This window comes from Bacteroidota bacterium (genome assembly GCA_016699695.1).
In the GTDB taxonomy this organism is placed as follows: Bacteria; Bacteroidota; Bacteroidia; order Bacteroidales; family UBA10428; genus UBA10428.
The window spans coordinates 503,525-522,552 of sequence record CP065006.1; the positions used below are offsets into that span (position 1 = coordinate 503,525).

General features: G+C 40.1%; 16 protein-coding genes. 10 read left to right on the top strand and 6 right to left on the bottom strand.

Annotated elements, in window-relative coordinates; genetic code table 11:
• Window positions 1-11: 11 nt before the first annotated feature.
• From IPM71_02135 to IPM71_02145, 3 genes are all read right to left on the bottom strand, one after another.
• On the bottom strand, window positions 12-1,091 hold the full coding sequence (locus IPM71_02135) for a bifunctional 3-deoxy-7-phosphoheptulonate synthase/chorismate mutase type II (GenBank protein QQS52762.1): 1,080 nt from the start codon (window positions 1,089-1,091) through the stop codon (window positions 12-14).
• Window positions 1,092-1,118: 27 nt separating this feature from the next.
• Window positions 1,119-1,979: a prephenate dehydratase gene (locus tag IPM71_02140; protein QQS51547.1), complete on the bottom strand. Its 861-nt coding sequence runs from the start codon at window positions 1,977-1,979 to the stop codon at window positions 1,119-1,121.
• Between the two features lie 263 nt (window positions 1,980-2,242).
• Entirely contained in the window at window positions 2,243-4,108 is a 1,866-nt protein-coding gene (locus IPM71_02145; GenBank protein ID QQS51548.1) for an ABC-F family ATP-binding cassette domain-containing protein, read from the bottom strand.
• A 173-nt stretch (window positions 4,109-4,281) separates the two neighbouring features.
• Here IPM71_02145 and nth point away from each other — a divergent pair, with 173 nt between their 5' ends.
• From nth to IPM71_02175, 6 genes are all read left to right on the top strand, one after another.
• Window positions 4,282-4,941 carry an endonuclease III gene (gene nth / locus IPM71_02150; GenBank protein QQS51549.1) on the top strand — a complete coding sequence of 220 codons (660 nt, stop codon included), beginning with the start codon at window positions 4,282-4,284 and terminating at the stop codon, window positions 4,939-4,941.
• Window positions 4,942-5,207: 266 nt separating this feature from the next.
• Window positions 5,208-6,422 (top strand): IS701 family transposase, encoded by a 1,215-nt coding sequence (locus IPM71_02155; protein ID QQS52763.1) that lies wholly within the window; start codon window positions 5,208-5,210, stop codon window positions 6,420-6,422.
• A gap of 86 nt (window positions 6,423-6,508) precedes the next feature.
• Window positions 6,509-7,396: a hypothetical protein gene (locus IPM71_02160; GenBank protein ID QQS51550.1), complete on the top strand. Its 888-nt coding sequence runs from the start codon at window positions 6,509-6,511 to the stop codon at window positions 7,394-7,396.
• Between the two features lie 111 nt (window positions 7,397-7,507).
• Entirely contained in the window at window positions 7,508-8,446 is a 939-nt protein-coding gene (locus tag IPM71_02165; protein QQS51551.1) for a hypothetical protein, read from the top strand.
• Window positions 8,447-8,457: 11 nt separating this feature from the next.
• Window positions 8,458-8,901, top strand: a complete 444-nt coding sequence (locus IPM71_02170; GenBank protein ID QQS51552.1) for a hypothetical protein — start codon at window positions 8,458-8,460, stop codon at window positions 8,899-8,901.
• 354 nt (window positions 8,902-9,255) lie between these two features.
• Window positions 9,256-10,062 (top strand): DUF4197 domain-containing protein, encoded by an 807-nt coding sequence (locus IPM71_02175; GenBank protein QQS51553.1) that lies wholly within the window; start codon window positions 9,256-9,258, stop codon window positions 10,060-10,062.
• 54 nt (window positions 10,063-10,116) lie between these two features.
• Here the strand turns inward: IPM71_02175 and IPM71_02180 are convergent, their stop codons facing one another.
• Window positions 10,117-10,887: an AMP nucleosidase gene (locus IPM71_02180; protein ID QQS51554.1), complete on the bottom strand. Its 771-nt coding sequence runs from the start codon at window positions 10,885-10,887 to the stop codon at window positions 10,117-10,119.
• 27 nt (window positions 10,888-10,914) lie between these two features.
• Complete coding sequence (gene uvrA, locus IPM71_02185) at window positions 10,915-13,704, bottom strand: excinuclease ABC subunit UvrA (protein QQS51555.1); 2,790 nt, start codon at window positions 13,702-13,704, stop codon at window positions 10,915-10,917.
• A 158-nt stretch (window positions 13,705-13,862) separates the two neighbouring features.
• Here uvrA and IPM71_02190 point away from each other — a divergent pair, with 158 nt between their 5' ends.
• From IPM71_02190 to IPM71_02205, 4 genes are all read left to right on the top strand, one after another.
• Window positions 13,863-14,453 carry a sigma-70 family RNA polymerase sigma factor gene (locus IPM71_02190; GenBank protein QQS51556.1) on the top strand — a complete coding sequence of 197 codons (591 nt, stop codon included), beginning with the start codon at window positions 13,863-13,865 and terminating at the stop codon, window positions 14,451-14,453.
• A gap of 162 nt (window positions 14,454-14,615) precedes the next feature.
• Window positions 14,616-15,155, top strand: a complete 540-nt coding sequence (locus IPM71_02195) for a lipocalin family protein (protein QQS51557.1) — start codon at window positions 14,616-14,618, stop codon at window positions 15,153-15,155.
• Window positions 15,156-15,330: 175 nt separating this feature from the next.
• Complete coding sequence (locus IPM71_02200) at window positions 15,331-15,528, top strand: hypothetical protein (protein ID QQS51558.1); 198 nt, start codon at window positions 15,331-15,333, stop codon at window positions 15,526-15,528.
• 151 nt (window positions 15,529-15,679) lie between these two features.
• Entirely contained in the window at window positions 15,680-17,812 is a 2,133-nt protein-coding gene (locus IPM71_02205; protein ID QQS51559.1) for a M3 family metallopeptidase, read from the top strand.
• Between the two features lie 77 nt (window positions 17,813-17,889).
• Here the strand turns inward: IPM71_02205 and IPM71_02210 are convergent, their stop codons facing one another.
• A complete protein-coding gene (locus IPM71_02210; GenBank protein ID QQS51560.1) occupies window positions 17,890-18,774 on the bottom strand; it encodes a DUF3078 domain-containing protein in 885 nt (294 codons plus the stop codon).
• Between the last annotated feature and the right edge of the window lie 254 nt (window positions 18,775-19,028).

A 19,028-nucleotide genomic window follows, 5' to 3' on the forward strand; every position in this document is an offset into this window, starting at 1 on the left:
GGTTTTCCAGACTATTCGTTCATTACTTTAGTTTGGCGGTTGATCGATTCCTGGTGAATGGCCCTTAACACTTTCAGAATAAATTCTTCGCTAAGACCTTTTTCCATGGCCTTTTTCGACCGTTCCTGAAGAAGCTCGTCCCAACGACCAGATTGCAAGATTGTAAGGTTATTCTTTTTCTTGTACAAACCAATTTTTTCTGCCACATCCATGCGAAGTGCAAGTATCTGGAGTAACTCATTGTCGTATTTGTCAATCTCATGACGGAGCTCGTCAAGGGTATGCAGCAACACGGGACTTTCGATATTGGCATTCCGCAAAACCAGTCTGTCCAGAATATCACGGAGAGCTTCCGGAGTTACTTGTTGTGCTGCATCGCTAATGGCTTTGTCTGGGTTCATATGGGTTTCGATTATAAGTCCATCGAAATTCAAGTCCATTCCTTTTTGCGAAATTTCAAAAATATACTCGCGATTGCCGCAAATATGGCTTGGATCAACAATAATAGGCAATTCGGGAATACGACGTCTTAACTCAATTGGTATCTGCCATTGAGGGGCATTACGGTAGATGCTTTTATCATAAGCAGAAAAACCCCGGTGTATTGCGGCCAGCTTTTTTATTCCTGCCTGATTAATTCTCTCCAGGGCACCAATCCACAATTCTACATCAGGGTTCACCGGGTTTTTAACCAGTACCGGAATGTCAGTGCCTTCGAGGGCATCGGCAATTTCCTGAACGGCAAAGGGGTTGGCTGTGGTGCGTGCTCCCACCCATAAAATATCTACTCCATATTTCAAGGCTTTGAAAACATGGCTGGCATTGGCAACTTCAGTGGCAGTAAGCATGCCCACTTCCTGTTGAACGCGTTTAAGCCAGTTAAGTCCTTCTTTACCTACTCCTTCGAAAGAATTAGGCCTTGTGCGTGGTTTCCAGATACCTGCACGAAAAATCTTTATACCCTGCGCCTTTATCTGTCGCGCAGTTTCCAGTACCTGCTCTTCTGTTTCGGCGCTACATGGCCCAGCCATTACCAGGGGTCGCTTGTTTTCAATTCCCTCGAAAACAAAGGGCTCTAAATCAAGTTTAATGCTCATATGTTTTGTTTTAATTATGTTTTAGTCTAATAATTTTCTGCCTGAGTAATACTCACCCAAAATGTGTATGTCCGAAGTAAAGGGTTTGATTGCCTTAAGTGCATGGTTGTATTGCTCATAATCATTTATTTCCAGATCGACATAAAATTGGTATTCCCAATCTTTGCCAATAATGGGCATGGATTGTATTTTCGAAAGGTTGATATCGTGAAAACTGAAAATGGAGAGTATTTTAGACAAACTGCCAATTTTATCTGCCAAAGCAAAGCTTAAGGAAACCTTATTTATGCCAGTATCATGAAAAGATGAACCATTACGATCCTGCAATATAAGAAAGCGTGTATAGTTCATTTTATTGGTTTCGATCTGAGCAGCTAAAATCTCGAGCTTGTATTTGTTGGCAGCCAGATCGCTGGCAATGGCGCCAATGCCCATGAGATGTTCCTCGGCAATTTTTTTGGCACTAAGGGCCGTGTCGATGCTGTCGATGAGCTTTATATCCGGATAACTGTCGAAATATCCCTGGCATTGCAAAATGGCCATAGGGTGTGAGTATACTTCCTTAATGTCTTCGATTTTCTGACCCGGTAAGGCTACCAGATTTTGTTTGATGCGCAGGTAAATCTCTCCGATTACTTTCATATTCGACTCAAGCAACAGGCTGTAATTGGGTAGAATACTGCCGGCAAGCGAGTTTTCGATGGCAGTTATTCCATAATCAACCAACCCGTCTTTTAATGCTTTAAAAAGGTCTTTAAAGGTATTGCGCGGTACAATTTCGATGTTTTCGTCTCCGAAGTAACGGTTGGCGGCAATTTCATGAAAGGCTCCATAGCCTCCCTGAATCGCAATACGCTTGGTTTTTAAACTAATTTTATTCATCGATTAAATGGTATTAAAAGAAAAAGTCCCGATTTTTTCGGGACTTTCTCATTCATATTTTTATAACAATACAAACAGCCCCTTCAACTTTTGTTAAAGAAAAAATAAAAGAAGAAAAAGCAATATGCATGGTTCTGAATCATCAAAATATTGTTGTTTGCTCCCGCAAATATAGTATCTTTTTTAAAACAACGATTTATTTACATCGACTTTTTATGATTTTTATCACTTCTCTATTAAAGTAAAGCGCAAAGTTCAATCGCTTAATCGCCTTGCTTTTCCGAGAGCTCAAGCCAACGCAATTCTTTGTCGTCCAGCTCACTGATAATGTTGCCTACTTCATGCGAATATTCCAATAGCCTTTCAGGGGATAGATTTCCTGAGCTCATCATTGTTTCTATTTCCTGCTTCTTCAGTGTAAGGGTTTCAATACTCTTTTCGAGTTGTTCATACTCCATTTTCTCTTTGTAGCTCAGTTTCTTCAATGCCGGCTTTTCTTTCGGAATTGTTGTTTTACTGCTCACTGAAGATTCCGATTTAATGCCTGGCATGAATTTCACCGAATCAAGGTATTGCGAATAATTTCCAGGAAAGTCCTTGACCTCGCCATCTCCTCTGAACACAAACACATGGTCTACAAGTTCGTCGAGAAAATACCTGTCGTGCGAAACAATGAGCACACAACCAGCATAATTCAGTAAGTACTCTTCCAATACTTCGAGTGTGGCAATATCCAGGTCGTTGGTAGGTTCGTCCAATACAAGAAAATTTGGATTTTGCATAAGCACTGAGCACAAGTACAGCCTTCTTTTCTCTCCTCCGCTTAGCTTGGAAATAAAATCATGCTGCCTCGAAGGTGGGAACAGAAAATTTGTAAGAAATTGCGATGCTGTAATTACCGAACCATCTGCCATAACTACTGTCTCGGCAAACTGTGTAATTGATTCAAGCACTTTCATATTTTCGTCGAAAGCAAGCCCCTCCTGCCGGTAATATCCAAACTTAATAGTCTCGCCAACTTCTATCACACCGCTTTCTGGTTGAAGTTTTTGAGTCATAAGGTCGAGAAAAGTAGATTTGCCAGTGCCGTTGGTGCCCAGAACCCCAATTTTTTCGTATGGACTATAGGTGTAGGAAAAGTCTTTCAGAAAACATCGGGTACCCCAAAAGAAATTCAGCCCGCTGGCAACGAGTATTTTGCTGCCCAGCCTCTTACCCTCGACCTGAATGCGCACTTTTTTATCGGTCACCTTTTGAGATGCTTTATCTTTCAGGTTGTAGTAATTATCAATCCGATACTTGGCTTTCGTGCTACGTGCCTTTGGCATACGACGCATCCAGTCTTCTTCTTTACGCAAAAGATTCTCAGCTTTGCTGATTTCAGAGAGCTGCATTTCAATGCGCTCAGTCCTTTTCTCGAGAAAATAAGAATAATTACCTGGGTAAGTATATATCTGTTTGCCATCAAGCTCGATAATCTCGTTGCACACACGGTCGAGAAAATAGCGGTCATGTGTAACCATAAATAAGGTGCTGCGAGAGCGTTGCAAATACGACTCAAGCCAATTGATAGCTTCCACATCGAGGTGGTTAGTAGGCTCATCGAGCATAATAAAATCAGGTTCGTCAATAAGCATCCCTGCAAGAGCCACCCGTTTGCGCTGTCCACCCGAGAGCTCAGATATCTTTTGCTTCAGGTTATGTATGCCAAGCTGCGAAAGCATCTGCCGAATGCGACTCTCGTAATCCCATAATTTTTTATTGTCGATGATTACCGACAAGCGTTCTATTTCATTTGTTTTATTTTCGTCCAGAGCCAGTTCATACTTTTTAATCAACTGAAGAGACTCGTTTTCTGATTCAAAAATTGCCTCAAGAATACTCTTTTTATTATCGAGATAAGGATCCTGAGAAAGATACCCGATTTTTTTGTTGGGAAGAAATCGGAACTTGCCTTCGTCGTGCGATTCGAAGCCTGCCAGAATATTTAATATGGTTGTTTTACCGGTTCCATTGGCTGCAATCAGGCCTGTTTTATAACCTTCTTCGATTGTGAACGAAATTGAACGAAACAATTCCAAAACGCCAATCGATTTACTTAAACCTTCCACTTCCAATATTGCCGACATAAATTCATTTTTTTGCAAAGGTAATAACATCGCCCTATAACAAAAGGTGTATTTTAGGTGCATGCTTTTCGGAAAAAGGATGGAAACTTTCTACCATGTAATACACAAAATTCTTGGTTATTTTTGTTTTAGATGTAGACATGCATTATTCTCACGAAAAAACATTTCAGTAAATGACCAGAAAAGAACGCTTCGAATATATCATCCGCTATTTTAAATCGGCTCGTCCGATTGCTGAAACGGAGCTTCACTACTCTAATCCGTACGAGTTAATGGTAGCTGTTATACTTTCGGCTCAATGCACCGACAAAAGGGTGAACCAAATTACTCCTGCCCTTTTTTCTTCCTTCCCCACTGCTTTCGACCTTGCAAGGGCAACGCAAGAAGAAATATTCGAATATATAAGAAGCTGCTCGTATCCGAATAACAAAGCAAGGCATTTATCAGGTATGGCACGCATGGTTACAGAAGAGTTCAAAGGCGTAGTTCCTGACGATATAAATTTACTCCAGAAATTACCGGGAGTAGGTCGAAAAACAGCCAATGTAATTGCATCGGTAATATACAATCAACCGGCATTGGCAGTTGATACCCATGTTTTTAGAGTAGCGGCCCGCATTGGGCTTAGTTCGAATGCCAAAAACCCACTTCAAACCGAACAACAACTGGTTAAATATATCCCTGCAGAGCTTATTCCCATAGCCCATCATTGGTTAATACTGCATGGCCGGTACGTGTGCATGGCCCGTAAACCAAAATGCCACGAGTGCGGCCTACAAACTGCTTGCAAGTATTATCGTCAATCAAAATCAGTTAAAGTTGTTGATAACTAATTCTACTTTAACAGATTAAACAAAACCCTTGTAAACATTGATATTTCAAGGAAATTCAGTATCTTCAATGCACAGAAAAACAGGCTTATCGTTCCGAAAAATGTTTAATACAACGTAAAAATAATAATCGATATGGAAAAACACTGACCTCTGTAATAGAGCGAGTTAGTGTTCACCTTAATGATTATCAGCATGTATTTTGTAATTCAACAAAGAAGTTCTTTGACAAAGCACAGCAATATTCATTAGGAATAATACAAAGTCAGATGCGCAATATTGAAAGAATAAGCGAAGATTTGGGAGCTAACTACCATCAAATGCAGCACTTTATAACTGAGTCTAACTGGGATCATCGAGTTTTGATAAATCAAGTAGCCCAGGAAGTAAGCCAGGTTTTACCCAAAAGAAAACTTACAGGATTGATTATTGATGAAAGTGGTTGGGTAAAAAAAGGCGACCATAGCGTAGGCGTTGGACATCAATATTGTGGGAATGTAGGGAAACTATCAAATAGTCAGGTTGCGGTATTTGCTTGTTTAAGTAATGGGGATTTTGCATCAATGGTTGATGCCCGACTATACCTTCCCAAGGCTTGGTGTGACGACAAGACAAGATGCGAAAAAGCAGGCGTTCCTGTAAAGCACCGAACATTTAAAACTAAGCTCGAACTGGCATTAGAAATTATTCGCCAGCAAGTAACCAATGGCATCAGCTTCGATTTTATTGGAGGCGATGGTTATTATGGTAACGATGTGGATTTTGCCAGCAGCATAGATTTGCTTGGTTATCTGTACATGCTGGATATCCATAAAGACCAAAAAATATATTTGGAACGTCCTGACTTGGCTATTCCCGAGCGAAAAAGCAATAAGGGTCGTGAACCCAAGAAATTAAAAGCAACTACAGACGAATTAAGTGTATCAAAATATTTACAGACTTTAAATGACGAAAATTGGCAGCGTATTAGTGTTCGTAATACAGCCAAAGGAGTTCTTGTAGCTGACTATCATTTTATAAAGCTTTGGATAATCAATAACAGTAAAATGCAAGTAGAGCAAAGGTTACTGGTTATCCGTAAAACGAAAACCAAAGAAGGCAAGGACGAAATAAAATATTCTTTTACCAATGCTAATCTTGAACAATACACTAAGAAAGCTATAGCCTATATGCAAGCACAACGGTACTTTGTAGAACATTGCATAAAAGAATCAAAACAGATACTCGGGCTAGACCAGTTTCAGACACGAAAATGGCTTGCATGGCAACACCAGGTTGCATTAAACTTTTTGGTCTCGTCATTTATTTTAAAAGAAAAATTGCATTGCTTTGATGATTTACCTTTACTATCGGCTCGTGATATTAAAGAATTTATCACTTTTAAACTTTATAAACAGATGACCGAAGAACAAATGATTGATAGAATTTATGACCGGCATTTAAAACGACAGCGTGATATAAATTACTCATATTCAAAATTGTAAATCTGTTAAAGTAGAACTAAGTAATATAGATTTCAGAAACCTTCGAGGATTATTAACTTTGTGTTTGAAACAAGTTTATCTTTTCTATGGCAAGAATTTTCTTTCGCATGGTATTAATTCTGTTGGTGTTTTTTGTGCCTTCTTCGTTTTCCTATCAACGTATTGATTACCGCGACGGCATGAAAAACAACCTTTGCAAAGAATTAAAAGATAACATTTTGGTGTATTTTGTATTTGTCGATACAAAGGAAACATCGCCCTGGACTGAATTTGATATCCGCACCACTCTCGATTCGATTGATGTGGCCATGAGATGGATTGAAAGTCAGGCACGCAAGCACAATCAACCGCTGACAATCATTACAGATTATTACATTGGCACCGAGTATACCACTGTAAAAAGAAATCTGCCGAATGGTACCGTAAAAGCCACTTTAGAAGGTTCTGGTTTTCGGAATGGACTCGAAGAGCTAAATAAATGGGCCGATGCCATTGCCGCCAGGATAGGAAAAGATGTTCAGATAAATACAAAAGACGGCATACCCGAGATACAGAATCCTAAAAACAAGGAAAGATTAGCAGCCCACCTTCGCGACGACAACAAAGTTGAAAGTGTAGCACTTGTGTTTATGGTAAATAATTACTTCCGGAACGACATTTCCCTTACAGTGAATCACCTAAACACCCTTGACGTTGAATTTGCCATTGCCAGCTATAAGTATCCTTCAATAATTGCTCAGAATGTATTGAACCTTTTCGGTGCAGCCGATCTATACAAAACCGTATACCGTCGAAACGAAAATAAGATTAAACTGGCTGCTGAATATTTTCCAAACGATATTATGCAAGATGTATATGCTGTAAATATTAACAAGCTTGAGATTGATGCCTACACACGTTACCTTTTAGGCTGGAGTACACAACTAGAGGCGAAGTTCGAACCTTTATTAACTGATAAAATTGCCAATTTTTAATTCGCACTACTAATTCTTATGCACAAGGCATTTTGCATATAAAAAATAAAGTATTATTTTTACTAGCAATCATTGAGAAACTAACTGTTTTAAAACCCTAAAACACGAAAAATGCAACAAAATTACACGTTCTCTCCAGTCACCCGGTTGTTTGTCGCATTTGTGCTGATAATAAGCATAACTAGCTGTCAGTCTGGACAGAAAAAAGCCGACAAAGAAGCGACTATCGACGATTTTATTGCTGAAGATGTTATATTCGATGATATCAACAAAGCGAAAAAAATCTTTTACTCCCTGCCTTCGCCTCTGGAAACTGCCATGATTATTAAATCTGCCGGAGCAAAATACGACCAGGAGATTCTTAATTCACTCGACAATGTAGAAAAATACAATACCAACCGCTCCATGGCACTCAATCTTGGCATTTACACCACAGACCTAAGTTTTGCCAGCCTCTTCGAACAAACACAGACTTCCATCGATTACATGACTGCTGCCAAAGTAATGGCAGAAGGGCTTGACATTACCGATGCTATCAATGCCGAAACAATGAAGAAGCTTGAAGAAAATCTGAACAACAGAGAGGTTGTGATGGATATTATATCTGAAACCTTTCTGAATTCAAGTTCATACCTGAAAGAAAATGAAAGACAAGATGTTGCCGCTATAGTGCTCGTTGGAGGATGGATTGAAGGTTTATACCTGGCCTCGCAACTTACTGCAAACCAACCTGTAAAAGATAATAAACTTGTCGACAGAATATTGGAGCAAAAATTATCGTTTAATATCGTACAACGCTTGCTCGAAGACAATAAAACAAAAGCAGATGGCAGCATAAATAACGACATTGTTGATTTAATTGCACAACTTCAGGACCTTAAACTGGCCTTCGATAAAGTAAATGTAGAAACAACCGAACCTACTGTGGATACACCTGATGCAGCGGGAGTTACTACCATTAAATCGAAAACCACGGTAAGTGTTGAACCTGAAGATTTTAAAGCCCTTCAGCTAACTATTAATAATTTAAGAACCAGCTTCATACAATAAAAAATATTACCATGAGAAAAGTATATTTAGCCTTCCTGTTTGTTCTCATTGCCGCTTTCTCAACTACCAATAGCTATTCGCAATGCAAAGGCTTTGCGAAAAAGATTTGTAAGCTTGAGTTAATGCCCTATATACACGACGGTAATTACCATGCGGCCATTTTAACCGAAGGTGAAGAAGCTGAACTTTACAAAACATTTTATAGTGGCCAGGATTATCGCATTGCGATTTGCGGAACCGACGCCCTGCCTGAAATTAATTTTCAGATTATCGACTCCTACAAAAATGTATTGTACGATAACGCTAAAAACAACAATTCCCGTATCTGGGACTTTAAGCTCGAAGCATCGCAGCAATTAAAAATCGCCATCAAGGTACCTCTCTCAGCCGAAAAAGCCGAATACCCTGCTAGCGGTTGTGTGGCCATCATGTTTGGGTTCGAAGAAGGAAAATAGTCTTTATTCAAAAAAAATATTATCAACCTGCAGTGATTAAGCTGCAGGTTTTTTTTGTTTAAATAATTCTTAATGAATATGTATTATTGTACCAGAAAGATAAATAAACCTTGTATTAATATTACTGTTCAAGCATTTGTTCCTTTTAGCTAACAGGCACTTTTTACTTACCTGGTGGAAACAGCGCGGGGGTCATCCCCTTTAGGGGAAAGAGGGGTGAGCGTGGGCAAGATATTAAATAAGCTTTTAACTGGCATAATAGACGCTAATCAAATAATTCATTTATTTGGAACGGTATTTGAAAAACCTTGTGCACACTTTTTCGTTAAAGCATATAAATCTAAAAGAAATACCATGAAAAAACTTTTTATACTTGTTTTCGCCTCAGCATTCCTATTTAGCAGCTGTGAATTTCTCGAAGAAAACCTTCCAGCCGGATTAAGCGAGGAAGAAATTGTTGAAGGATTAAAAACTGCCCTAACCTTAGGTGCCGATAGTGCCACAACCACTTTGCATCAAACAAATGGTTATTACCTCGACGAAGCCGTAAAAATACTTCTGCCTCCTGAGGCTTCAATTATTACAACCAATTTATCAAAAGTAGCCTCCTACATCCCTGGCGGATCAGATTTTATCAACGCTGAGTTGGATAAACTTGTGAGATCGATTAACATGGCCGCTGAAGATGCCGCCGATGATGCATTGCCTATTCTAGCGGATGCGGTAACCAACTTATCTATTACCGATGCATGGTCAATTCTTAATGGTGCAGCGCCATCAGGCATGAAATCAGCCAATAGTGAGTTTGATTCGCTTGCCGCAACACATTACCTCGAGCAAGAAACCAAATCGGATCTAATCATCGCGTTTAGTGAACCAATTAACGTATCACTGGATAAACCCTTTATTGGCAATACTTCCACCAATGACATCTGGAGCAATATTACCGAATATTATAACGATGCTGCTGAAATATACAACCTCATTCCATTGGTAAGCGATCTTGAATATGTCAATACCAACCTCGGTGAATATGCTACCGAAAAGGCACTTAATGGATTATTTCTCAAAGTAGGTGAAGAAGAAAAGAAAATACGCCGCAATCCTTTCGAATGGGCGATAGACATTATTCAAAAAGTGTTTGGTTCACTTAGTGAGTAATCCTAAGTAAGTTATACTGAAAGGCGCACTGGAATTAAAGTGCGCCTTTTTTGTTCAGAAACGAAGATGCTTTACGGTAATGCCATTGTCACGTATCTCGAGCAAGGCATCGACACCAATTTTAATTTGGGTTTCCACAAAATCGGTTGTAATTAGTTTGTCGATTTCGTCTGTTTTAACCCCCTCTGGTATCATTGGTTGGTCCGAAACCAAGAGCAATGCGCCTGTAGGTATCTCGTTCACAAAACCAGTAATGAAAATGGTAGCCGTTTCCATGTCGATGCCCATAACCCTGATGTTGCGCAAATATTCTTTGAAATCAGCATCGTGTTCCCAAACCCTGCGGTTGGTGGTATAAATGGTACCTGACCAATAATCGCAACCGAATTTTCGAATGGTGGTTGAAATCGCCTTTTGCAGACTGAAAGCTGGAAGTGCAGGTACTTCAGGCGGTAAGTAATCGTCCGATGTTCCTTCACCTCTGATGGCTGCGATGGGCAATATAAAATCACCAAGCTGGTTCTTCTTCTTTAAACCACCACATTTGCCCAAAAACAACACTGATTTTGGATTGATGGCTGTAAGAAAATCCATTATCGAAGCTGCATTGGCACTACCCATGCCAAAGTTTATCATGGTTATATCGCCCCAGGTTACGTTGGGCATGTTGTGATCTTTACCCTCGATGGGCACATTGTAAAGCTTCGAAAATATTTCGAGGTATTTATTGAAGTTTGTTAGCAGAATATACTGCCCAAAACTGTCGAGCGATTTTCCGGTATATCTCGGCAACCAGTTTTTTACTATTTCTTCTTTCGTTTTCATGGTTTGGTTGAGGTATTATAGATTGGGTCAGACCATTTTTGCAGCGAGAAATTTTCCGGTGTAAGACTCTTTGTTTTTCATTATGCCCTCTGGCGTACCCTCGTAAACAATATGTCCACCCTGGTTTCCACCTTCGGGACCAAGATCAATGATCCAATCGGCACTTTTTATCACATCGAGGTTATGCTCTATGATGACAATGGAATGCCCGCGTTCGACAAGGGCATTGAATGCATGCATCAAGGTATGGATATCGTGAAAATGGAGTCCGGTGGTTGGTTCGTCGAAAATAAAAAGCGTTGGGGTTTCCTTTTCGTTGGCCAGAAAAGATGCAAGTTTTACCCTTTGACTTTCTCCTCCACTAAGGGTGCTAGAAGATTGCCCGAGCTTAATGTATCCCAGTCCCACATCGGCCAGTGGCTTTAACTTTTCTGTAATCTTTTTTTCGGTACCTGCCTGCTTCGAGCCAAAAAACTCGATGGCTTCATTCACTGTCATCTCCAATACATCAAAAATGCTTTTTTCTTTGTACTTGACTTCAAGCACATCGTCTTTAAACCTTTTTCCATGGCATTGCTCGCAGGTAAGTACAATATCTGCCATAAACTGCATTTCTACCTTAATGGTACCTTCTCCCTGGCATTCTTCGCACCGACCACCTTCTACATTGAAGGAAAAATGAGCAGGAGTATATCCATTAAATTTTGAATATTGTTGAAGCGAATAGAGTTTTCTTATTTCGTCATAAGCTTTTAAATAGGTTACAGGATTGCTTCGTGATGATTTTCCGATAGGATTTTGATCGATAAACTCAACATGACTAATCGTATTAATATCCCCTTCCAGACGTGAGTATTTACCCGATTTTTCACCAACCCCGTTAATAATTTTAGAAATGGCCGGGAATAAAATACTCTTTATCAAGGTCGATTTTCCCGAACCACTTACGCCGGTGATTACGGTAATTACATTGAGCGGAATTTTAACATCAATACCTTTTAGGTTGTTTTCATAAGCCCCCATGATGGTAACAGAATTGTTCCATTTACGTCTGAATGCAGGTGGTATAATTTTATCCTTCCCGACTAAATACCTTCCGGTAAGGCTTTCGTGGTTCTTTAGTAAATCGCTTATCGATCCGGCGAATACGAGGTTTCCCCCGAGTCGGCCTGCTCCTGGTCCAATATCAATGATGGTATCGGAAGCCCGGATAATTTCCTCTTCGTGTTCTACCACCATAATGGTATTTCCTGCCTCTTTTAATTGTTTCAAAACTTTTACAAGCCGATGAGTATCGCGTGGATGAAGACCAATACTGGGTTCGTCAAGTACATACAAAGACCCTACTAAATTGCTTCCTAAAATGGTGGCCAGGTTTATCCGTTGCGATTCGCCTCCCGAAAGGGTATTAGAAAGTCGATTGAGGGTGAGGTAACCCAGACCTACATTTTTGAGGTAATTCAATCGGTTTTTGATTTCGAGCACCAGCCGTTTTGTTACTTCCTGCTCGTAAGTGGTAAAAACAAAAGCATCAAAAAGCTCCTGCAACTTATCAACAGGTAATTCTACCAGATCGGGCAACGAATAGCCACAGACTTTTACATACGAAGCAGTCTTTTTAAGCCTTCGCCCTTCGCATTCGGGGCATACAGTACGACCACGGTACCTCGAAAGCATGACGCGGTATTGTATCTTATACTTATTCTCTTCGAGCATTTGAAAAAACTGATTAAGCCCTTCGAAATGCTTGTTTCCAGTCCATAAAAGCTTTCGTTGTTCGTCGGTTAGCTGATAAATAGGTTTGTGAACCGGAAACCCGAATTTATCGGCATTGTAAACGAGCTCGTTTCTGTACCATTGCATTTTTTCACCTTTCCAACACACAATAGCTTCTTCGTAAACAGATTTCGATTTATCGGGCATTACCAGGTCTTCATCGATTCCAATCACCCTTCCATACCCTTCGCAAAGTGGACAAGCTCCAAGTGGATTGTTAAAGCTGAACATGTGAACAGAGGGTTCTTCAAATTCAATTCCGTCGCGTTCGAAACGATTGGTGAAAAAATGGGCCTTATAGCCCTCTTGTGTTTCTATCTGCAAGATGCAGTTCCCATCGCCAAGACGAAAAGCTTCCTGCACCGAATCGGCAAAGCGGCTAAGTGAGTCTTCGTCGGTTTGTATCACAAGACGATCAACCACCACAAAGAACTCCTTGGCCGTAGTAATTTCTTCCTCGGAAATTTCACTAGTTTTATGCACCTTCGAATCAATCTCCACACGTGCTATACCAATGTGCTTCAGGTCGAGTAACAATTGATGGGCATCGAGCTTTTTAAAATCGGCATAGGGCGAAAGCAGAATGACCCTGGTGTTAAGTGGTAGGTTGGAAAGAAAATCAACCACCGAACTGACTGTATCTTTGGTAACCTCCAGCCCCGAGGCGGGTGAATAGGTTTTTCCGATTCGTGCATAAAGCAGCTTCAGGTAATCGTAAATCTCGGTGGATGTTCCTACGGTAGACCTCGGATTGCGGGTATTTACTTTTTGCTCAATCGCAATAGCAGGCGGAAGTCCATGAATAAAATCGACCTCTGGTTTATCCATCCGACCTAAAAACTGCCGGGCATAAGACGAAAGACTTTCTACATAACGCCTTTGCCCTTCGGCATAGATAGTATCGAAAGCCAGGGAAGACTTGCCGGAACCCGATAAGCCTGTAACTACTACAAAACTGTTACGTGGAATCACTACATCAATGCCTTTTAGGTTGTGAACCCTTGCCCCTTTCACTTCAATCTGATTGCTTTGCCCAGGCATAAAATGGTATGTATTTATATCGTCAATGAAAAAATATTCGCAAAGTTATTTGAATAAAGGAAAAAAAACGCTTAATTGCACTCGATTTGTAAAACCAAAAACGATTGCCTATCGAAATACATCTACTTCACTATTAACCAATACAAGAGGAGGTAGCTGTGAATTATCAAAATCTGGATGATCTTGACTTGGTGCAGGATTTTCTTTCAGGCAATCAATCAAGTCTCGAAATACTTATCAATAAACATCGGCAAAAGGTATACACCTATATCTATTATAGATTAAAAGACGTGCACCTGGCCGAAGATATCTTTCAGGATACCTTTATCAAGGTTATCCGGTCGCTCAAAGCAGGCAAATACAAAGACAATGGAAAATTTCTTTCGTGGGTCTTGCGTATTGCTCACAACCTGATTATCGACCATTACCGCAAAGAAAAACAGTTGCAGGTTATCTCACGCGACAATTACGAGGGAGATATATTAAACTCGCAGAAACTGGCCGAAAAAAATGTCGAAGATTTAATCATCAACACACAAATAAGCAAAGACATTCGTATGCTGGTGAAGGAACTTCCAAGCGACCAAAAAGAAGTAATTATTCTGCGTCACTATTGCGGGTTAAGCTTTAAAGAAATTGCGGAGCACACCAACGTAAGCATCAATACTGCGCTTGGTCGTATGCGTTATGCATTGATTAATCTGCGAAAACTTATTGAAGAAAAAAACCTTAGCCTGAACATGGCTTAGTTTGTTTCGCACAAACGAATCGATTCAAAGAACCTGGTTTGCAAGTTTATTGCAAACCTGTGGTTCTTTGTTAATTTTGAGTTACTTTGAATAAGTATTGTGACCCTATAATGGATCCATATTTTAAAAACTTAAATCGAAGCTCACAAAAAAAATAACTCTATGAATTTCTTAAAGTTAGTTCGAAATAGTTTAATAGGCCTTTTAAGCCTAGCAGGATGTAATTCTGAGATTGGAATTCCAAAAGGAGCAAGCCCGGTAAGTCCATTTGAGACTGAGAAATACCTTGGGAAATGGTACGAAATTGCGCGTATGGACTTTCGGTTCGAGCGCAACCTTAATAACACCACAGCCTTCTACTCTTTAAAAGAAAATGGCAACATTCGGGTAGAAAACAGAGGCTACAATTATGTAACAGGGAAATGGAAAAAAGCCATTGGCAAGGCTAAGATGCTTGACGAACCCAATACCGCCAGCCTGAAAGTCTCGTTTTTTGGTCCCTTTTACGGAGGTTACCATGTGATTGCGCTCGACAGCGAATACAAATACGCTTTGGTGGCAGGTGAATCGACCGAATACCTGTGGATATTGGCGCGTGAAACCACCATACCGGAATCGGTAAAGCAGGAATACCTGGAAATAGCTGCTGCTCTTGGATTTAGAATTGACGAGTTGGTGTGGGTTGAACACAATTCGAAGTAAAAAGAAATTTACCTTCAGAACTAATTTCTTAAAGTAATTCAAAAGAAAATTAACCTACAGAAAATGTCGATTCGTCAAAACTGAAAATCAAAAGAATCAATAGAGAGAATATTTAAACAAATCGCACGTTATTGATTTAGTAAATCTTAGTATTTAAATATTTCAATTCGTGCCTATGACACACATCTCTACTTTACACTATTCCGTTCATAACCTGGCCTCCATTGCAGACTACAAATTCAATCCAATCAATTCTTCCGCAGAAGAGCATCATTTCGACCAAAAAGTAATGAATTGGCTTGACCAAACTGAACTTGTAGATGTGAGACAGGAAGTTGTGGAGAGGATTCTTAAAATTGCTTCCAGCATCTAGCTGGATATATTTCTCTAAAATCTAATAACCGGAGCCACTTCCGGTTTTTTTTATGACTTTTGTAATATAAACCTTAATGTCTTTTTAATATTTTTCGCAATGAAATTATAGAATCTCAAGTCGTTAATTAATCATTACGAAAAATCAACCTATGAATAAATTATTAATTGTTGCATCCATTAGCATTTTGTTAGTGGTATCCTGCAACCAGAAAAAAAACGAAATGGTCAACCCTTTTTTTAGTGAGTACTCTACTCCCTTTAACGTACCTCCTTTTGAACAAATAACCAACGAACACTTCATGCCAGCCTTCGAAGAAGGCATAAAACTGCACGAAGCTGAGATTATGGCTATTACTAACAATACTGAGACTCCGGATTTTGAAAATACCGTGTTGGCTTTTGACCAGTCTGGTCGGTTTTTAAGAAGAGTATCTCTGGTATTCTATAATCTGAATAGTGCACATACCGACAGTGTAAAAGAGGCATTGGCCCGCGAAATTGGTCCAAGACTTTCGCAACATAACGACAACATTATGTTGAACGAAAAACTCTTTCAACGAGTAAAAATGGTGTACGATTCGCGTTATGCACCAATGACTGAAGGAAAAATGCCTTACGATTCCGCACAAATTCATGTGATTGAGAAACTTTACGAGTCCTTTGTGCGCAATGGCGCCAATCTCTCGCCAGAAGACAAAGAGAAACTCCGCGCTTTGAACGAAGAACTCACTACACTCACCATTCAGTTCGGACAAAATTTATTGGCAGAGACTAACAAGAATTTCATGCTGGTAATCGACCAAAAAGCAGATCTGGCCGGTTTACCCGACGAATTAATTGCCTCGGCGGCCGAAGCAGCAACAGAAAACGGCTTGGATGGAAAATGGATTTTCACCTTGCAAAAACCCAGCATGATTCCATTTTTACAATACGCCCAAAACCGTGGATTACGCGAAAAACTTTACCGCGCTTATACCATGCGGGGTAACAACACAAACGAATTTGACAACAAAGACGAAATTAGCCGCATTGTTCAGATAAGGGCTGAACGGGCAAAATTATTCGGTTATGCAAACCATGCCAGCTATGTGATTGAACAAAATATGGCCAAAACACCGGAGAATGTATATAAGTTTATCGACCAGCTATGGGAAAAAGCCCTTGCAAAGGCAAAAAATGAGGCAAAGGAAATGCAAGCCATCATCGATGCAGAAGGTGGTAACTTTAAACTGGCATCGTGGGATTGGTGGTACTATGCCGAAAAACTCCGGAAACAAAAATACGACCTGGACGAGGCTGAGCTAAAACCCTATTTCCAGCTGGAAAATGTACGCAATGGTATGTTCTGGGTAGCCAAACAACTTTATGGTATTCAATTCCGAAAAATTGACTCCATTCCGGTATATCATCCAGATGTAGAAGCCTACGAAGTAACCGAAGCCGATGGTTCGCATACTGGAATTTTATACCTCGACTACCATCCACGAGCAAGTAAACAGGTAGGTGCCTGGTGCACCAGTTACCGCGATGCACATTATCGTGGCGATACACTTGTTCCTCCTGTAATCTCGATAGTGTGTAATTTTACAAAGGCATCGGCAGAAACACCCTCGCTCTTAACCTGGGATGAGGTTACTACTCTATTCCACGAATTTGGACATGCACTCCACTTTTTATTTGTCGATGGAAAATATTCGCTCACAGCAGGCAATGTACCACGCGATTATGTCGAGCTTCCCTCGCAGATAATGGAAAACTTTGCTGCAGAACCTCTCGTGCTGAATGAGTATGCCAAACATTATAAAACAGGAGAGATTATTCCAGAAAATCTGGTGATGAAACTCGAAAAAAGCAGTCAGTTTAACCAGGGCTTTAACACGGTTGAATATATAGCTGCAGCCCTTCTCGACCTGAATTTCCATGCCCTCTCAGATAAGGACTCTATTACCGATGTTGTGGCCTACGAAAAAACTGCCATGGATAAGATTGGACTCATCGAGGAGATAGTGCCACGCTACCGTACCACTTATTTTGGACATATCTTCAGCGACGAATATTACTCAGCTGGATACTATGTTTACTTGTGGGCTGAAGTGCTCGATGCCGATGCCTTCGAAGCTTTTAAACAATCGGGTAATATATTCAATCCAGAACTCGCAGCTAAATTCAGAGAGTTCTGTCTGGCTACCAGTGGCGATATGGAAGGAATGGAAGCTTATCTGAAATTCAGAGGGCAGGAACCTAGCGTAGCACCTCTCCTAGTGCGCAAAGGACTTAATTAGAAATTGACAAGAAATTCTAAAAATAAAGAGGCGGTTGCAAACAATGCAACCGCCTCTTATTTTTTGTATATGTATTTCTAAAACTTATAAGCCAAGCCGGCACCAAATACTTCTTTAAATTGCACACGGGCATTGCCGGCAGAACCATCAGACTCGATGTACTTTACATCTTTGTCCCAGATTAAATTGGTGTTCAGATTCACTGCCAGTGCTTTCCATACCTTGAGGTTAATTAGTATTTCCCAGTTCACATCCACATCTTTTATTTCTTTTAACTCGAGGTAATTAGCAAAAACATCGAGTTTGGTAAGAAAATCGACATTTTCAATCAACTTGCGTTCGTATTTAAATTTAATTATGGCTCCTACATCGGTGCGCATGTTTTGGGCCGAATCGATGGAATACCGCAAGGCATATTTTGTATCGTATACGTAAATATTTTTCATGTTAAGCGGCGAAAGAAAAAGTGAGGCATACTGGTTTGGTTTATAGTCCATACCAATAGCCAGGTTGAGGTATAAAGGGGCAAAGGGTTCAGATATCACCAAATCCTCAACCGAATCGACTGTGGAGTATTGATACCCCTTATCGAACTGACTTCGGGCATTGAACACGGCAGTGTAAAACCATTTTTCGCTGGCTTTGTAACCCAGTTTCGAATTAATTTCGAAAATATCGTCCGTTTTCCGCATGGTGGATGTTCCCTGCTTTGAGATACCATAGGCCATGTCGAGGTTGTTTTCCCAGGCAATCATATTACGGGTATAATTGGCAAAGATACCAGCGCGCCCGTTAGCAGAGTAACTGTTTTCACCACCCGCAGCCCAATTGCTAAAATTAGCCTGCGCCATGGTTAAACTAAGCAGTCCGCCGGCTTTCCAGGCAGAGTCTTTCTTCACGGTATCTTGTCCATACACAGGAAGAAAGGCAAGAAGGATAAAAAGTGATAATAAATTTTTCATTCAGGTTAAAGTTATTTGTTTGTATTGTATTGAATTAGATTGATTTCAGTGTACTCAGGATTAACTCACTGACCCCATTAACAAGGTTTTCAAAATATTGTTTAAATGAGTATTAAAAATTTGTACAACAGATAAATCGGCTCTTTCTATTTCCACATCGAAAATAATATTTGAAAGAAAAGAAAAAATACGATTACCCTCTATTATGCCAATTACAACCATATTATAAATCTTGCCCACGCTCACCCCTCTTT